The organism is Streptomyces sp. NPDC001822, assembly GCF_042892135.1.
Lineage (GTDB): Bacteria > Actinomycetota > Actinomycetes > Streptomycetales > Streptomycetaceae > Streptomyces.
This window is the reverse complement of sequence record NZ_JBIATW010000010.1, coordinates 253431-269396: the sequence shown is the minus strand read 5'-3', so window position 1 is coordinate 269396 and position 15966 is coordinate 253431. Positions and strand designations below refer to the sequence as shown.

The 15966-nt window shown below is 73.4% G+C and carries 15 protein-coding genes; 6 read left to right on the top strand and 9 right to left on the bottom strand.

Features of this window, described 5'->3' with window-relative positions:
* Positions 1 to 82 precede the first annotated feature (82 nt).
* Together ACFYY2_RS23735 and ACFYY2_RS23730 are read left to right on the top strand one after the other, a co-directional pair.
* Positions 83 to 1354: an MFS transporter gene (locus ACFYY2_RS23735; protein ID WP_388746023.1), complete on the top strand. Its 1272-nt coding sequence runs from the start codon at positions 83 to 85 to the stop codon at positions 1352 to 1354.
* Positions 1355 to 1769: 415 nt separating this feature from the next.
* Positions 1770 to 2942 carry an LLM class flavin-dependent oxidoreductase gene (locus ACFYY2_RS23730; protein ID WP_388746021.1) on the top strand — a complete coding sequence of 391 codons (1173 nt, stop codon included), beginning with the start codon at positions 1770 to 1772 and terminating at the stop codon, positions 2940 to 2942.
* 32 nt (positions 2943 to 2974) lie between these two features.
* On the opposite strand, the gene ACFYY2_RS23725 is transcribed toward ACFYY2_RS23730, so the two are convergent.
* From ACFYY2_RS23725 to ACFYY2_RS23710, 4 genes are all read right to left on the bottom strand, one after another.
* On the bottom strand, positions 2975 to 3763 hold the full coding sequence (locus ACFYY2_RS23725; protein ID WP_388746019.1) for a VOC family protein: 789 nt from the start codon (positions 3761 to 3763) through the stop codon (positions 2975 to 2977).
* A 108-nt stretch (positions 3764 to 3871) separates the two neighbouring features.
* Positions 3872 to 5200: a carboxyl transferase domain-containing protein gene (locus ACFYY2_RS23720; RefSeq protein ID WP_388746082.1), complete on the bottom strand. Its 1329-nt coding sequence runs from the start codon at positions 5198 to 5200 to the stop codon at positions 3872 to 3874.
* A gap of 16 nt (positions 5201 to 5216) precedes the next feature.
* Positions 5217 to 6674: an acyl-CoA synthetase gene (locus ACFYY2_RS23715; RefSeq protein ID WP_388746017.1), complete on the bottom strand. Its 1458-nt coding sequence runs from the start codon at positions 6672 to 6674 to the stop codon at positions 5217 to 5219.
* 52 nt (positions 6675 to 6726) lie between these two features.
* Positions 6727 to 7866: a nitrate/nitrite transporter gene (locus tag ACFYY2_RS23710; RefSeq protein ID WP_388746080.1), complete on the bottom strand. Its 1140-nt coding sequence runs from the start codon at positions 7864 to 7866 to the stop codon at positions 6727 to 6729.
* A 228-nt stretch (positions 7867 to 8094) separates the two neighbouring features.
* Between ACFYY2_RS23710 and ACFYY2_RS23705 the strand changes: the two genes are divergently transcribed.
* Complete coding sequence (locus ACFYY2_RS23705) at positions 8095 to 8526, top strand: Lrp/AsnC family transcriptional regulator (RefSeq protein ID WP_073747141.1); 432 nt, start codon at positions 8095 to 8097, stop codon at positions 8524 to 8526.
* Here ACFYY2_RS23705 and ACFYY2_RS23700 read toward each other — a convergent pair.
* The 3 genes from ACFYY2_RS23700 to ACFYY2_RS23690 form a co-directional block, all read right to left on the bottom strand.
* The gene (locus ACFYY2_RS23700) at positions 8504 to 10000 is read right to left on the bottom strand and encodes a GAF domain-containing protein (RefSeq protein ID WP_388746015.1); all 1497 of its coding nucleotides are present in this window, start codon (positions 9998 to 10000) and stop codon (positions 8504 to 8506) included. The genes ACFYY2_RS23705 and ACFYY2_RS23700 overlap by 23 nt on opposite strands.
* A gap of 18 nt (positions 10001 to 10018) precedes the next feature.
* Positions 10019 to 11056, bottom strand: coding sequence for a rod shape-determining protein (locus ACFYY2_RS23695; RefSeq protein ID WP_388746012.1), 1038 nt, complete (start codon positions 11054 to 11056; stop codon positions 10019 to 10021).
* 132 nt (positions 11057 to 11188) lie between these two features.
* Entirely contained in the window at positions 11189 to 11761 is a 573-nt protein-coding gene (locus tag ACFYY2_RS23690) for a hypothetical protein (protein WP_388746009.1), read from the bottom strand.
* Positions 11762 to 11884: 123 nt separating this feature from the next.
* Here ACFYY2_RS23690 and ACFYY2_RS23685 point away from each other — a divergent pair, with 123 nt between their 5' ends.
* On the top strand, positions 11885 to 12613 hold the full coding sequence (locus tag ACFYY2_RS23685) for a hypothetical protein (RefSeq protein ID WP_388746007.1): 729 nt from the start codon (positions 11885 to 11887) through the stop codon (positions 12611 to 12613).
* Positions 12614 to 12625: 12 nt separating this feature from the next.
* On the opposite strand, the gene ACFYY2_RS23680 is transcribed toward ACFYY2_RS23685, so the two are convergent.
* A complete protein-coding gene (locus tag ACFYY2_RS23680; protein WP_388746005.1) occupies positions 12626 to 13060 on the bottom strand; it encodes a MarR family winged helix-turn-helix transcriptional regulator in 435 nt (144 codons plus the stop codon).
* Positions 13061 to 13175: 115 nt separating this feature from the next.
* On the opposite strand from ACFYY2_RS23680, the gene ACFYY2_RS23675 reads away from it, so the two are divergent.
* Both ACFYY2_RS23675 and ACFYY2_RS23670 read left to right on the top strand, forming a co-directional pair.
* Positions 13176 to 14198: an NADP-dependent oxidoreductase gene (locus ACFYY2_RS23675; RefSeq protein ID WP_388746002.1), complete on the top strand. Its 1023-nt coding sequence runs from the start codon at positions 13176 to 13178 to the stop codon at positions 14196 to 14198.
* 89 nt (positions 14199 to 14287) lie between these two features.
* On the top strand, positions 14288 to 14716 hold the full coding sequence (locus ACFYY2_RS23670; RefSeq protein ID WP_388745999.1) for an organic hydroperoxide resistance protein: 429 nt from the start codon (positions 14288 to 14290) through the stop codon (positions 14714 to 14716).
* Positions 14717 to 14805: 89 nt separating this feature from the next.
* On the opposite strand, the gene ACFYY2_RS23665 is transcribed toward ACFYY2_RS23670, so the two are convergent.
* The gene (locus ACFYY2_RS23665) at positions 14806 to 15963 is read right to left on the bottom strand and encodes an aldose epimerase family protein (RefSeq protein WP_388745997.1); all 1158 of its coding nucleotides are present in this window, start codon (positions 15961 to 15963) and stop codon (positions 14806 to 14808) included.
* Positions 15964 to 15966: the final 3 nt, after the last annotated feature.

Here is a 15966-nt window from a genome sequence, read left to right as displayed (position 1 = left end):
TGCGGACGGCTCGACCGGCAGCCCGCCCCGGCCTCCGGACGTCCGCCGTCCCTGCCCCGGGGCAGGCCCGTTATCATCCCGTGTGACCGAAACAGCCGAACCGCGTGTATCCCGCACACGCATACTCGCCGACCTGACGCCGCTGCGGACCTCCCCCGACTACCGGCGGCTCTGGTTCGGTAACACCGTGTCCTGGATCGGGCAGGGCATGACGGCGCTCGCCGTGTCCCTGCAGGTCTACGACATCACCGGGTCCGCGTTCTCCGTCGGCCTGATCGGTCTCTGTTCGCTCGTCCCTCTCGTGCTCCTCGGCCTGTACAGCGGTGCCGTCGCGGACACCGTCGACCGCCGCAAGCTGGGGCTGTTCAGTGCCGGCGGATCGTTCGTGCTCTCCGTCGTGCTGGCCGCCGTGACCTTCGCCGGGGTCGAGCACGTCGGGCTGCTCTACGCGGTCGTCGCGCTCCAGGCCGTCTGCTTCGCGCTCAACTCGCCCGCCCGCAGCTCGATGATCGCCCGGCTGCTCCCGCCCGGGCAGCTCCCGGCGGCCAACGCGCTCAACGCGATGACCTCCACCACGGGCGGTCTCGCAGGGCCGATGCTCGGCGGGATCATCGTCGGCTGGTGGGGCTACCGGGCGGCGTACACCGTCGACGCCGTCACCTTCACCGCCTCGCTGTACGCGATGTGGCGGCTGCCCTCGATGCTGCCCGAGCGCGGGGAGGGGGAGCAGGGGAAGGCGGGGAGGGCCTCGGTGCTGGACGGCCTGCGCTTCCTGGGCACCAGGCCCAACCTGCGGATGACCTTCTTCAGCGACCTGAGCGCGATGGTGCTGGCGCAGCCGCGCGCCCTGTTCCCCGTGGTCGCCGTCGTCTGGTTCGGCGGCGACGCCAAGACCACGGGACTCCTGGTCGCCGCACCGGCGTTCGGCGCCCTGCTCGGCAGCGTCTTCTCCGGATGGCTGAGCCGGATCCGCCGGCACGGGCTCGCGGTGCTGATATCGGTGGCCTGCTGGGGCGCCGCCATCGCCGTGTTCGGGCTCACCCGGCAGCTGTGGCCGGGGCTGGTCCTGCTCGCCCTCGCCGGATGCGCCGACTCCATCTCCATGGTCTTCCGCAACACCATGCTCCAGACCGCGGTGCCCGACGAGCTGCGGGGCCGGTTGCAGGGCGTGTTCATCGTCGTCGTGGCGGGCGGTCCGCGGCTCGGCGACCTCATGGCCGGTTCCGTGGCCGATCTGACGTCCCCGGCCGTGGCCGTGACCGGGGGAGGCCTCGCCTGCGTGCTTGCGGTCTGTCTGCTGGGGCTGCGCTGGCGCGGCTTCGCGCGGTACGACGCGCTCGACCCCAGGCCCTGAGGACCGCCCATCCCGTCCAGGCCCTGAGGACCGCCCATCCCGTCCATTCACCGATACGGGGCTGTCCGCCATGCGGGCAGGGGCTTGTTGTCATGCCGGAGGCGCGGCCAGGATGCCCGCATGGCCCCTGCCCTCGTATCGCGTCGCCACGTGGATCTCCTGCGTGTCTCGACCATGCTCTGTCGGGCCGACTCCCGCCGCTGTCGGACCTGTCGCTGACCCGGCTCTCCGGCCGGCACTCGCCGTCGGCCGCCCGCTGACACATCCGCGTCGCCGGCCCTCGCCGTCGGCCCGCTGACGCGTCCGCGTACCCGATCTCCCGGACACCCCGGCACGCCGCCGCACCCGTGTACCCCGTACGCCCGTGCGCCCGTCCCGTGGTGAGTTCCCCGCTGCCGTCCCACGAGGATCCGTCATGCCCGAAGACCCGCTCCTGCTCCACTGGTTCCTGCCCACGGGCGGTGACGGCCGTGACCCCGGCGGGGTCACCGCCGTGCAGGGCAGGACGTCCGCCGCGACCCGCCGTCCCGCCGGCATCGGCTATCTCACGCAGGTGGCACGCGCCGCGGAGCAGACCGGATTCCACTCGCTGCTCACACCCGTCGGGCTCGGCTGCGCCGATCCGTGGATCCTCACGGCGGCCCTCGCCCAGCACACCGACCGCATCGGATTCCTGGTCGCCTTCCGCGCCGGACTGGCCAGCCCGACGCTCGTCGCCCAACAGGCCGACGCCTTCCGGCGCTTCGCCGGCGGACGGCTCCGTCTCAACGTCGTCACCGGCGGCGATCCGGCCGAGCAGCGCGCGTACGGCGACGATCTGGACCACGACCGGCGCTACGCGCGCACCGACGAGGTGATGGCCGTCCTGCGGGACCTCCTGCGGGGCGAGCGCGTCGACCACAGGGGGGAGCACCTGCGGATCGAGGACGCCCGGCTCCACGAACCGGCTCTCCAGCACCCCGTTCCCCTCTACTTCGGAGGCGCGTCCCCGGCCGCCGAAGCGGTCGCCGCCCGCCGCGCCGACGTCCAGCTCCTGTGGGGCGAGCCGCCCGCCGCCCTCGCCCAGCGCATCGGCCGCCTGCGCGCCACCGCCCCTGCCCTCCGCTTCGGGCTCCGGCTGCACGTCATCAGCCGCGACACCGCCGCCGAGGCGTGGGCCGAGGCGGACCGGATCCTGGCGGGGTTCGATCCGGAGGCCGTACGGGCGAGCCAGGAGCGCTTCGCCCGCATGGACTCGACCGGGCAGGCCCGGATGACGGCGCTGCACGGCGGATCCGCCGACGCGACGGACCTGGAGGTCGCCCCGAACCTCTGGGCGGGCATCGGACTCGTACGGGAAGGGGCGGGTACGGCGCTCGTCGGGTCGCACGACGAGGTCGCCCGGCGGCTCTTCGAGTACCACCGCCTCGGCATCGACGAGTTCATCCTCTCCGGCTACCCCCACCTGGAGGAGGCCTACCGGGTGGGCGAGGAGGTCGCACCCCGCCTGCGGGCACTTGCCGGAGCCGGAGCCGGAGCCGGAGCAGGGGCTGGGGCTGGGGCGGGGGCGGGAGCAGGCGGGGACGCGGGGGTGGGGGCGTCGTCGTGACGACCGCCGCCGCCCCGGCCCCGCCGGCGCGCCTACGAGACCTTCGGCATCTCGCCCGCGGTCGTCGTGACGTCGATCATCGAGAACACCGCGCCCTGCGGGTCCGTCAGGGTGGCGAACCGGCCGAACGGGATCGTCATCGGGCCGAACCGCAGCTCCGCCCCGAGCGACTTCGCCTTCTCCACCGCGGCGTCGCAGTCGGCGACGGTGAAGTAGACGTTCATGTGAGCCGGAACCTGGGGCGGGAACTCCTCGGTCATCTTCATCCTGCCCAGCACCGGGTCCGCGCCCAGGTCGTAGAGCGAGAAGTCGATGGCGTCGTCCTCCAGGTGCTTGACGCCGTACCCGAAGACGGCCGAGAAGAAGGCGTCCGCCTTCTCCGGCTCGCGGGTGTAGACCTCGGCCCAGCAGAAGGCGCCGGGCACCGCCTGTGCCTCGAACCCCTGGTGAGTGCCCTTCTGCCACACCCCGAACGGTGTCCCGCCGGGGTCGAGGGCGAGCACCATCGTCCCGAAGTCACCCACCCGCATGGGCTCCACCAGCACCTGGCCGCCGTGTTCGCGGATCCTCCCGGTGACGGCCGCGGCGTCCGGCGTGGAGAGATACAGGCACCACGCGGACGGCACCTCCTGGCCGGGCATGGGCGGCGACAGGGCGGCGACCGCCTTGCCGTCCACGTAGGCCTGCGTGTAGTTGCCGTACTCGGGCATCGAGTCGCCGTACGACCAGCCCAGGAGCTCGCCGTAGAAACGCTTCGCCCCCTCGAGATCGCCGAACGTCCCGTCGGCCCAGCAGGGAGTGCCCTCGGATTCTGCGGCCATGACTCGGACCTTTCTTCACTCGGTGGATGGTCCCTGCCGTCACGCTAACCAACAGCCGTTCGAGGGGCGCGCAGGTCGCCCACGGGGCGCGGTCGCGTCGCGTGGGCGTCAGGCGCCGGCCGGGCCGACGACCGAGCGCGCCACTCCGAGGTCCACCAGGTCCTGGGGGCGCAGCCGCAACTGGTCCGCGGTGGCCCGCACCTCGCCGGGGCCGCGCTTCAGGATCGCCGCCGCGAGTTCCGGAGCGATCACCGAGAAGTAGCTGTCGGAGGTGACGTGGGTGTTGCCCGGGGCGGCCAGCGCCAGCGCGCCACCCGAGCCGCCCTCGCCGATCACGAGCGTGGTCACGGGCACCCCGGCCGAGGCGACCGCGGCGAAGGCATCGGCGATGGCCGCGCCGGCGCCCGCCCTTTCCGCCTCGGCGTCGTTGGCCGCGCCGGGTGTGTCGACGAGCGTCAGCACCGGAAGGCCGAGCCTGTCCGCGAGCCGGACGACCCGGGCCGCCGTGCGGTAGCCCGCCGGGCGGGTCGCCGTGCCGCACTGCGCGACGTACGCCACCGGCCGCCCGTCGTGCAGGCCGACACCGGCCAGCAGCCCCGGGTCGGTCCCCCCGCAGCGGTCGCCGGTCAGCGGCAGCCGGTACGCGAAGTACGCGTCCAGATAGGCCCCGGCCCGCGGGCGGCCGGCGGCACGCGCCTGCTCCACCGCGTCCCAGCCGGTCGAGGGCAGCCCGGTGGCCGACAGCGCGCGGGGGACGGGGGCCGCCCCGGCCGCGGCCGTCGCGGTCAGCAGGGTCAGCCAGCGGTTCAGCACGCGGGGGAGTTCGCCGGGCGCGACGACGGCGTCGACCGATCCCGCCTCGAACTGCCCCTCGGCGGTGTAGGCGTACGGATCGGCGCCGGCCGGGCGCACCCGGGAGCCCGCGAATCCGATCTGTGCCCCGGGCAGTGCCAGGACCACGTCCGCGCCCGCACCGACGGTCGCCCAGCCGCCCCCGGTCGTCGGGTCCCGCAGTACCGCGATCTGCGGCAGCCCGGCGGCCCGCAGCTGGGCGGAGGCCCGGGCCACACGCTGGAGCTGTATCAGCGCGATCATGCCCTCCTGCATCCGGCTGCCCCCGGTCGCGACGAGCGAGACCAGGGGCAGGCGCCGCTCCCGCGCCAACGCGTAGGCGGCCTCCAGCCGGTCCCCGGTGCGGCCGCCCAACGAGCCGCCCAGGAAGCCGAATTCGAAGGAGACCAGGACGCACTCCCGGTCGCCGACCTCGGCGGTCCCGTACAGGACGGACTCCTCCTCGCCGGTCCTCTCGACGGCACGCGCCCTGGACCCGGCGTAGCCGGACCAGCCGAGCGGTCCGTCCGCGGCGGCCGGCCGGGCGTCGGGGTGGTGCTCGGTGAAGCGCCCGGCGACGGCGGCGACGGCGTCCCGGGCCGACATGCGGCCGCCGCGGGTGTCAGACACCGAGCGACCTCTTCATGATCTTGCCCATGTCGTTGCGGGGCAGCGCGTCGAGCATGTGCACCACGCGCGGGCGTTTGTGCGGGGCCAGCAGATTCGCCACGTGATCCGCCAGCTCCGCCGCCTCCGGCGGTGCCCCCGGAGCGGCCGGCACCACCCAGGCGACGATCCGCTCGCCGAGGTCCGCGTCCGGTTCCCCGGTGACGGCCGCTTCCCGCACCCCGGGGTGCTCCAGCAGGGCGTTCTCGATCTCGCCCGCCCCGATCTTGTAGCCGCCGCTCTTGATCAGGTCGGTGGCCTTGCGTCCGACGATCCGCACGTATCCGTCGGGGTCGACGGTGGCCATGTCGCCCGTGCGGAAGAAGCCGTCCTCGGTGAAGGCGGCCGCCGTGGCGTCCGGCCGGTTCAGGTAGCAGGTGAAGAGGTTCGGGCCGCGCACCTCGATCTCGCCGATGGAGGCGGGGTCCCCGACGACGCTGCCGTCCTCCTCGACGATCCTGAGCTCCACCCCCGGGAGCGGCGGGCCGACCGTCCCGGCACGTGGTACGCCGTCCGCCCGCATCCCGGTGTTCATCAGGGTCTCGGTCATCCCGTACCGCTCGATGACCCGGCGGCCGGTGGCCGACGCGATCCGTTCCTGGTCGTGGACCGGCAGTGCCGCCGAGCCGGAGACCAGGAGCCGGGCGCCGGCCAGGGCCTTCCGCAGGTCCGCGGAGGACGCGGGGTCCTCCAGCGCGGCGGCCAGCCGGTGGTACATCGTGGGCACCCCGAAGAGCATCGTGCCCCCGGACAGCAGCTCGCGCGCCACACCCTCCGCGGAGAACCGGCCGAGGTGCCGCACACAGCCGCCGCGGCGCAGCGGGCCGAGGACACCCAGGATCAGGCCGTGCACATGGAACAGCGGCAGGGCGTGGACCAGGACGTCCTGACCCGTCCACTGCCAGGCGTCCTCCAGCGCGTCCAGCGAGGCGGCGATCGCCCGGCGCGGCAGGACCGCGCCCTTGGGCGGACCGGTCGTGCCCGAGGTGTAGACGACCAGGGCGGGGGAGTCGGGGGAGGGCTCGGGGAGGGCCCGCTCCTCGCCCCCGGCGGCCGCCTCCACGACCAGCCGCTCCGTACCGCCGAGCGCGGGCGGCAGTTCGTCGTCCGGCCCGGCCAGCACCCACCGGGGCTCGCTGTCGGCGACGATGTGTGCGAGTTCCCGCTCACCCGTCCTCGGGTTGAGGGGGACGGCGGGCACCCCGGCGCGCAGGGCCGCCACCACGGCGACCACGGTCTCCGGCGTCGGAGTGGCCCAGACGGCGACGCGCCCCGCGCCCGCGATCCGGGCGGCCAGGGAGGCCGAGGCCTCGTCCAACTGTGCGTAGGTCAGGACGTGTTCGCCGAACCGGACAGCCTCGGGGGAATCCGGCTCGCGGGACGCTCCGCTCAGCGCGGGCAGAAGAGAGGTCACCCTGTGAAGCCTAGGCGGTACGCGCCGGAACGTACCTGGAGCCGGGCTCGCCTCAAGCGTCGCGCCGGACGTTCCGCATGCGGCCGTACGCGTACACGCACCCCGCCAGCGCCAGGTCGGAGAGCAGCATGAAGCCGATCGAGTACGTGCCCTTGGCGCTGTAGATCGCGCCCATCACCAGCGGCGGCACGAAGCCGCCGAGGCCGCCCATGGCACCGACGATGCCGGTCACGCTGCCCACCTTGGCCTGCGGGGTCACCTGCGAGACCAGGGCGAACACGCTGCCGCTCGCGGTGCCGAGCCCGGCCGCCATGCACAGCAGGGCGATCGTGCCCAGCGGGTCCAGCGGCGGGTCGAAGGCCTGGACGATGGCCATCAGCGCCGCCAGCAGCAGGGCCGCGGCCGTGACCAGGGCGGGATGGATCCGGTCCGACAGCCAGCCGCCGACCGGCCGGAAGACGACGGTGACCAGCGCGAAACCGGCGGCCTTGGTGCCCGCCTCGGTCGGCGACATCTCGTACCAGGTCTTCAGATACGTCGGCAGGTACACCCCGAACGCGACGATGCCGCCGAAGCCGATCGCGTACAGCGCGGACAGCTCCCACGTCACGCGCAGCCGGCCCGCCTGCCCCAGCCGGTGGCCCAGTGAGTCCGCAGGCACCTTGCGGTCCGGGTGGTCGGTGATGAGGACCGCGGCCAGCAGCGAGTACACGGCCAGCGCTCCGGCGACGATCCAGAACGGCAGGTCCACGTGCTGGTCGGCGATCCGGGGCGTGAAGTACCCGGACAGCGCGACGCCGCCCATGCCCATGCCGAACACCCCGAGCGCGAGCCCCCGTTTCGCGGGCGCGAACCACGAGTTGACCAGGGGGATGCCGATGGCGAACGTCGTGCCGCCCAGGCCGAGCAGGAAGCCGACGGCGATCATCGCCCCGTAGGAGTCCTTCGCCGGGATGAGCAGCAGCACCGGGACGATCGTCAGGGCGGAGACCGCGGGGAACATCAGCTTCGCGCCGTACCTGTCGGTCAGGGCGCCGGCGGGGATGCGGCCGAGCGAGCCCACGAGCACCGGCACAGCGACCAGGAGCGACTGCTGGAAGGAGCTCAGCCCGAGCCTCTCCTTGAAGTCCCCGGACAGCGGCGAGATCAGGTTCCAGGCCCAGAAGGTGAGGGTGAATCCGACCGTCGCCATGACCAGGTTCCGGTATGCGGCGGTCGACCGGGTCCGCTCCGGGGAAGGGGCCTTGCCGACGGTGTCCACACCGCAAGTCAAGAGCCGGCCCGTCGGCGGGGCGCGGTGGACTGAGCCATCCGGGTAAGGCCCTCCGGCGTAGACGCCCCTAGGGCCGAGGGGCCCCGGCGACGGGTCCGGGCGTCTCCCGACGGTCGCTTCCGGGCCCCGGCTGCCACACTCGTGCTTATGGACCGGCTGGACAGAGAGATCCTCGGCATCCTCCAGGAGGACGCCCGGATCTCGTACCGCGATCTGGGTGTACGCGTGGGGCTCAGCGCCAACGCGGCGGGCGACCGCGTACGCCGCATGCGCCGCGACGGAGTGATCCGCGGCTTCACCGTCATCGTCGACCCGGCCGCCGACACCCGCTCGGGGCTCGTCGTCTTCATCGACGTGTCGCTGCGCCTCGACACGACGAACGAGGAGTTCGAGCGCGCGGTGCTCACCCTGCCCGGCATCACCGAGGTGGTGCACGTGACGGGCGGTCACGACTACCTGGTGCGTGCCACGGCAGCCGACCCCGGTTCGCTGGACGCCCTGCTGCGCCGGCTCAAGAAGGACGCGGGAGTCGCCCACTCCAACACCCGCATCGCGCTCAGAGCGGCACCTGCCAGGTGACGGTCGGCGACCGTGCGCCGTCCTCGCCGCGCCCGTCGTCCGCCACCACCAGCCGCACCGCCGCACGCCCGTCGGGCTGACGCGCCGTCGCGTCCACCTCCACCTCGATCGCCGACACGGCCGCCCGGCGGTGGGCGGCGGCCAGCGCCCCGCGCAGGACGTCGAGCAGCCGGCCGGCCACCGGCTCCACGACCAGGGTGTCCACCGCACCCGCGAAGTGCACCGACGGCTGGAAGCCGAGCACCGCCGCGGCGCCACCGGTCTCCCGCAGCACCCGGCCCCGGAAGGTGGCGGGGGCCTCGGCCGGCGGCTGCTGCAGCGCGAAGATCGCCGTCCTGACCTCCTGGATGGTGGAGTCCAGCTCGTCGACGGCCCGGGTGAGCAGTTCGGCGGTCTCCGCGTCGCCCTCCAGGTCCTTGCGGCGGGTCGACTCCAGCATCATCTCCGTCGCGAACAGCCGCTGTACGACGAGATCGTGCAGGTCACGGGCGATGCGGTCGCGGTCCTGGTAGACCGCCAGCTGCTCCCGGTAGTGCTGCGCGTCCGCCATCACCAGGGCCAGCGCGGCCTGGGAGGCGAACTGCGAGGCCAGCAGCCGGTCCATGTCCGTGTACGGGAGCCCGCCCCTGCGCCGGGGCAGGGCGAGCGTGCCGATGAGCCGCCCGCCGCTCTGCAGCGGCAGCATCATGCTGGGGCCGAACCGTGAACGGACCGGGGTCGTCATCCGGGGATCCGTCGACGAGTCGTCGATGAAGACCTCCTCACCGCTCAGCAGCTGGACGAGGACGGGGGAGCCCGGCGCGATGGCGGTACCGACGAGGCCCGCGGGATCGTCGAGGGTGGAGGCTGCGACGATCTCCATCCCGCCGTCGTCGGTCGGCTGGAGGATCACCCCGGCCGCCGCACCGGCCAGCACCCGGGCCCGCTCGGCGACGGTGGTCAGGGCGTCGGTCGTGCCGGCGCCCGTCAGCAGCGCCCGGGTGACGGCGGCGGCCCCGTCGATCCAGCGCTCCCGCTGCCGGGCCGCCCGGTAGAGGTGGGCGCCGCCGATCGCGGCGGCTGCCTGGGAGGCGAGCAGTCGCAGCAGCGCCAGATCGGTGTCGGAGAACCGCCCGGGCTCCTCCGCGGTGAGGCAGAGGCTGCCGAGCACCTCGGAGCGCACCCGCACCGGGGCCCCGAGGAACGAGCGCATCAGGGGCGGAGCGCCGTCGGAGGCCGGGCGGGGCGGCAGGTCGTCGACCCTTACCGGCTGCGCGTCGTCGACGAGGGCCCCGAGGAATCCCGTCCGCCCGTCGAGGAGCGGACCCGTGCCCAGGCGTTCGGCGTCGGTCATGCCCGTCGTGAACAGGTCCGTGACGTGGCGGTCCTCCGGATCGAGGAGGGCCAGGGCGCCGTGACGTGCCCCGGCCAGCGCCGCCGCGGTGTCCACGATGTGCTGGAGAGTGGTCCGCAGGTCGAGCCCCGTCTCCGCCACCGGCGTGCCCCGCGGCTCTCAGCCGGCGATCGGGGCGAGGACCAGCGGCTGGACCATGCCGTCCAGCATCGCGCCGAGCCCGAGCACCGAACACACGTCGGGCCGCTCCGCGATGTGTACCGGCACGCCCGTCGCCTCGCGCAGCATCTGGTCGAGTCCGGGCAGCAGGGCACTGCCGCCGACCATCATGATCCCGGAGTCCGCGATGTCGGCCACCAGGTCGGGCGGGCAGTCGCGCAGCACCTTGCCCAGTCCGTCGAGCACGGCGGTGAGCGGCGTGTGGATCGCCTGGCGTACGGCGGCGGTGTCGACCTGCACCGAGCGGGCCAGGCCGGTGGCGACGTCCCGGCCGTGGATCTCAGTCATCGCCGGCCCGTTGAGCGTGAGACCGTTGCCCCGGAGCGCCAGCTGGAGGGGCCGCACGGACTGGCTGGGCAGCATCAGCTCGTGGTGCTGGCGCAGGTGCTGGATCACCGCGTGGTCGATGGCCTCCCCGCCGATGGGGATGCGTACGGCCGTCACGATCGAGCCGAGCGAGAGCACCGCGATCTGGGTGGTGGCGGCCCCGCAGACCATGATCATGGTGGCGGTCGGCTGCTCGACCGGGAGCCCGCAGCCGACGGCGGCCGCGATCAGGGTGTCGACCAGCTCGACGCGCCGCGCCCCGAGCCCGACGAGGGTCTCGACGGTCGCCCGCTGGGCCAGCGGATCGGCGTCGTGCGGGGTGCACGCGGCGGCCCGCAGCCGGGGCTTGCGGCGCAGCTGGCGGCGGAGCTTCTCGCCGAGGAGGTGGCGGAGCATGCGCTGGGCCATGTCGATGTCCACGACCGTCCCGCCGGACACCGGGCGGGCCACCCGGATGTACGCGGGCGTGCGGCCGGTCATCTGCTCGGCCAGGGCGCCGACCGCGATGAGCGAGCCGGTGCGTGTGTTCACGGCGGCGACACTGGGCTCGTCCACGACGAGCCCGACTCCCTTGACGTACACACGGGTCCTCGCGGCCCCGAGATCGACGGCGACATGGCAACGGCGCAACTGATCGAGACTGACGGTCACGGCAGGGTCTCCCGAGAGCGCTGGCGGGGGCACCGGCGGCAGCCGGCTCTCCTGGCATCGTCGCGCCGCGGAGGGCCCGGCGCGCGCTGGGTGAGCCGTAGGGGGGACCCGGAGCTGACGGCGTGACAGGTGTCAGGGCCGGCCCGGGAGCAGGCGCTGGAACAGGCCCCAGGTGAACTCGGCGACCAGCGGCCGGCCGTCGGCCGGGTCGGTGAAGGACAGGGCCCAGCGGGTCGGTGCGCTGCCCTCCATGGGCCTCACCGGGGCGAAGGCCCTGGCCACCTCGTCGACGGTGCAGGACCACGGGAGCAGGTCCCCGGCACCGTTCAGTTCGGGTCCCGCCACGCCGGGCGCGCGCACCAGCCACTCGTTCCACACGGCCCCGCCGGGCCCCGCCATCACCTCGAACCGCAGGTCCGGCCAGAGGGGCAGTCGCCACAGCAACGCGTCGCACTCCAGGTCGCCGACCGTGCGGCGCAGGGACGTCTCGGGCTCGCCCAGCACCGAGCGGTAGCGGCGCAGCGCGCCCCGGCCGCGCGGGGCCCGCAGCATGGCCTGCCAGCGGCGGTTCGCCTCGCGCATCTGGGCCAGGGAGGCGCCCAGTTCGATGCGGGCGTCCTCGACGAGGCCGGGCCGGTGGTCGGCCATGCGGCGCAGCAGGACGAGCTGGAACTGGAGCGGTCCGAACGGGGCGGGAGGGGTCATGGGGCCCATCCTGCCGCGTGTCACGCGTATCGGACGGCGTGCCCCGGAGTTCGGGATTCCACACAGGATCCTCACGTGTGCGGCTTCCTGTGGTGTTCCCCGCGCGCTTAGTCTGCGGGCGCGATGGATTACTGCCACCCGTGCCAACGGCACCTCAACGGGGCCCTGGCCTGCGCCGGTTGCGGAACACCCGCCGACGCGCTGGCCCCTTACGCGGTTCCCGCGGCCCCGGCCCGTCCCGGCCCCGACGAGGGGCCCGCGAGCGAGACCTCCGGTTCCCCCAGGGCCACCGGACACCGTCGTCGTGCCCAGGAAGCCGCCCCGCGCGGCCGGGGGCGTCGTGGTCACCGCCGTCGCGGACGCACGCTGCTGCTGACGGCCACCGGTGTCGTGCTGGCCGTCGGCGCCCTGAGCCTGGCCGAGCTCGCCATCGAGCCCGGGGGCGACAGCGGCGCGGCGGAATACGTCAGCGAGGCCGCGGACACGGCCACCGAGAGCGCGCCGTCGGCGTCCTCCGGCGCGGGGCCGGACGACGCCGGGCCGGTGGACGCTCCCACCGTCGTCCCGGTGACCGCCTCCCGCTCCGGTGGCACCAAGGGGGAGGACGAGGACGACGGGGACGAAGGCTCCGCGACGCCGGGACCCTCCGCCTCGGCCACGCGCCCCGGGAGCCCGTCGCCGTCCGCCTCGTCCTCCGGTCCGGACGGGCCCGGTGGCACCGGTGGACCGGTGGAGCCGTCGGGCTCCACCGGGCCGACGGAAGGGCCGGCGAGTCCGGAGCCCAGCGGCGCTCCGACGCCCACCCCGTCCCCCTCCAAGACGTGCACGCCGTGGCTCTGGTGGTGCGTCTGAGGCTTGTGGGCCTCAGACGGTCTCCTCGCCGAGCATCCTGCGCAGCAGGTCGCGCAGCACGGTCCGCTCCGCCGTCGACAGCTCGGCCAGTGGCTCCCGGGCGAAGTCCAGGGTGTCCCGCAGCTGGGCGGCGGTCCGCACGCCCTCGTCGGTCGGCGCGGCGAGCTTCACCCGGCGGTCGGCCGGATCCGGGCGCCGCTCGACCAGCCCCCTGAGCTCCAGCCGGTCGACTATCCCGGTGATGTTGGACGGTTCGCACTTCAGCTTCCGGGCGACCCTGCGCATGGGCATCGGCTCCAGCGAGAGCAGCCCGAGCACGCGCGCCTGCGCGCCGGTGAGGCCGTGGGCGGCGGCGGCCCGGTCGTACTCCTCGTGGTAGCGCGCCACGACGCCGCCGATGAGCCGGATGACATCGAGGGTCACGGGGTCCGTGTGCGAGGTGGCCATGACACCCAGCGTACCGAATTACTTGACAAGGTGAAATATCGCGACGCATGGTTGTTTCATGTCCTGAAGCTTTTCGGCTTCCCGCACCGTCCGACACCGAGGAGAACCCGAGCCCATGTCCGCAGCACTTCCCACGTCGAGCCGTGAATGGCACCTCGTCGCCCGTCCGCACGGCTGGCCCGAGGCCAAGGACTTCGCGCTGCGTGAGGCGCCGGTGACCGCTCCCGCCGAGGGCCGTGTCCTCGTCCGCAACCTGCACTTCTCGGTCGACCCGTACATGCGGGGCCGGATGAACGACGTGAAGTCGTACGCTCCGCCCTTCAAGCTCGACCACCCGATGCAGGGCGGCGCGGTCGGCGAGGTCGTGGCGTCGGCCGCAGAGGGCTTCTCCGTCGGCGACCACGTCCTGCACGGCCTCGGCTGGCGCGAGTACGCCGAGGTGCCCGCCGAGCACGCGGTGAAGATCGACGCCTCGCTGGCTCCCGTGTCCGCCTACCTCGGTGTGCTCGGCATGCCCGGGCTCACCGCCTACGCGGGCCTGTTCGAGGTCGCCTCGTTCAAGGAGGGCGACGCCGTCTTCGTCTCCGGCGCGGCCGGCGCGGTCGGCAGCCAGGTCGGCCAGATGGCGAAGATCAAGGGCGCCTCCAGGGTCATCGGCTCGGCCGGTTCCGACGAGAAGGTCAAGCTCCTCGTCGAGGAGTACGGCTTCGACGCCGCCTTCAACTACAAGAAGGGCCCCGTCCGGGAGCAGCTCGCCGAGGCCGCACCCGACGGCATCGACGTCTACTTCGACAACGTCGGCGGTGAGCACCTGGAGGCCGCGCTCTCCACGCTCAACCTGCACGGCCGCGTCACCATGTGCGGGATGATCGCGCAGTACAACGCCACGGAGCCCACCCCGGGCCCGAGCAACCTCGCGCTCGTCATCGGAAAGCGTCTGCGCCTGCAGGGCATCCTCGTGGGCGACCACGCGGCGCTCCAGCCGAAGTTCGTGCAGGAGGTGGCCGGCTGGATCGCATCCGGAGCCCTCAAGTACACCGAGACGAACGTCCGGGGCATCGAGAACGGCTACGACGCCTTCGTGGGCATGCTGCGTGGCGAGAACACCGGAAAGATGGTCGTTTCGCTCGACGCCTGACCGTTTCCCGACCTCAGCCGTTAGGCTCGGCCCAGGCCGTCGCGGTCGTGGGCGCGAGCCGCGGCGCACCAGCAGGAGGAATCACCCGTATGACCATCCAGCACATAGACGTGGCCTACACCGCCGTCGCCACCGCCGAGAACGGCCGTGACGGCCGCGTCTCCTCCGACGACGGCAACCTCGACGTCGTCGTCAACCCGCCGAAGGCGCTGGGCGGCAGCGGCGCGGGCACCAACCCCGAGCAGCTCTTCGCGGCCGGCTACAGCGCCTGCTTCCAGGGCGCGCTCGGTGTGGTCGCCCGCAGCGAGAAGGCCGACATCTCGGGTTCGACGGTGACCGCGTCGGTCTCCATAGGCAAGACGGAGGCGGGCGGCTTCGGCCTGGAGGTCGCGATCAGCGCCTCCATCCCGAACGTCGACAGGGCCACCGCCCAGGCGCTCGTCGAGAAGGCGCACCAGGTGTGCCCGTACTCGAACGCCACCCGCGGCAACATCAAGGTCGAGCTGACCGTCGCCTGATCCGGCAGCCCGCTCGCACACGTCCGAGGGCCGCACCCCCTGTCGCAGGGGGTGCGGCCCTCGGACGTGATGGCGACGCGGTGCGGCGGTCAGCGCGCCGAGAAGGCGTGGACCGTCGTGGACCGGTAGGTCGCGCCCGGACGCAGCACCGTCGAGGGGAACGACGGCTGGTTGGGGGAGTCCGGGAAGTGCTGGGACTCCAGGCAGAACGCGTCGCCCTGCCGGTAGACCCGGCCCGACGTCCCGGTGAGCGTGCCGTCCAGGAAGTTCCCGGTGTAGACCTGCATGCCCGGCTCGGTCGTGTACATCTTCATGACGCGTCCCGAACCGGGGTCCGTCACCGTCAGCGCGTACTGCGGGCGGGACGTGATCCCCTTGTCCAGCGCGAAGTTGTGGTCCACCCCCTTGCCGTGGCCGATCTGTTCGTGCGGGGTGCGGACGGCGTCGCCGATGGCACGGGCGCGCCGGAAGTCGAAGGGCGTGCGGGTCACCGGGGCGAGTTCGCCGGTCGGGATGAGGGTCGCGTCCACGGGCGTGTAGCGCCGGGCCGCCAGCTCCAGCAGATGCCCGTCGACGCTCCCGCCGCCCTCGCCGGCCAGGTTGAAATAGGTGTGGCTGGTCAGGTTGAGCACGGTCGCCCGGTCCGTCGTGGCCGTGTAGTCGATGCGCCACTCGCCCCGGGAGGTGAGGGCGTAGACGACACGGACGGCGAGCGCGCCCGGATAACCGGCCTCGCCGTCCGGGCTGGTCCGGGTCAGGACCAGCCCGACCTCACCTCGGGAGGTGAAGGGCTCGATGTGCCAGATCCGCTTGTCGAAGCCCTGGTCGCCACCGTGGAGGCTGTTGGGGCCGTCGTTGAGGGGGAGTTGGTGCGTGACCCCGTCGAGGGTGAAGCGGCCTCCGGCGATGCGGTTGCCGTACCGGCCTATGAGGCCGCCGAAGTAGGGCGACTTCGCCACGTAGTCCGGCAGGCCGCCGAAGCCCAGCGCGATGTTCGCCGTGCGCCCCCTGCGGTCCGGTGTCTCCAGGGACTGGACGACACCGCCCCACGAGAGGACCTTCAGCCGGGTCCCGCCGTTGGCGAGGGTCCAGCGGTACACCTTCGTCCCGTCGGCGAGCGTGCCGAAGTGCTCCCGGGACGGGGTGCGTCCGCCGGGCGTGGCGTGGGCGGCCGGGGAGCCCGCCGCCACCGCCAGCCCGGTGGCGGCCGTGGCCGCCAGAACGGTGCGTCTGCTGGTACCGGTCATGAA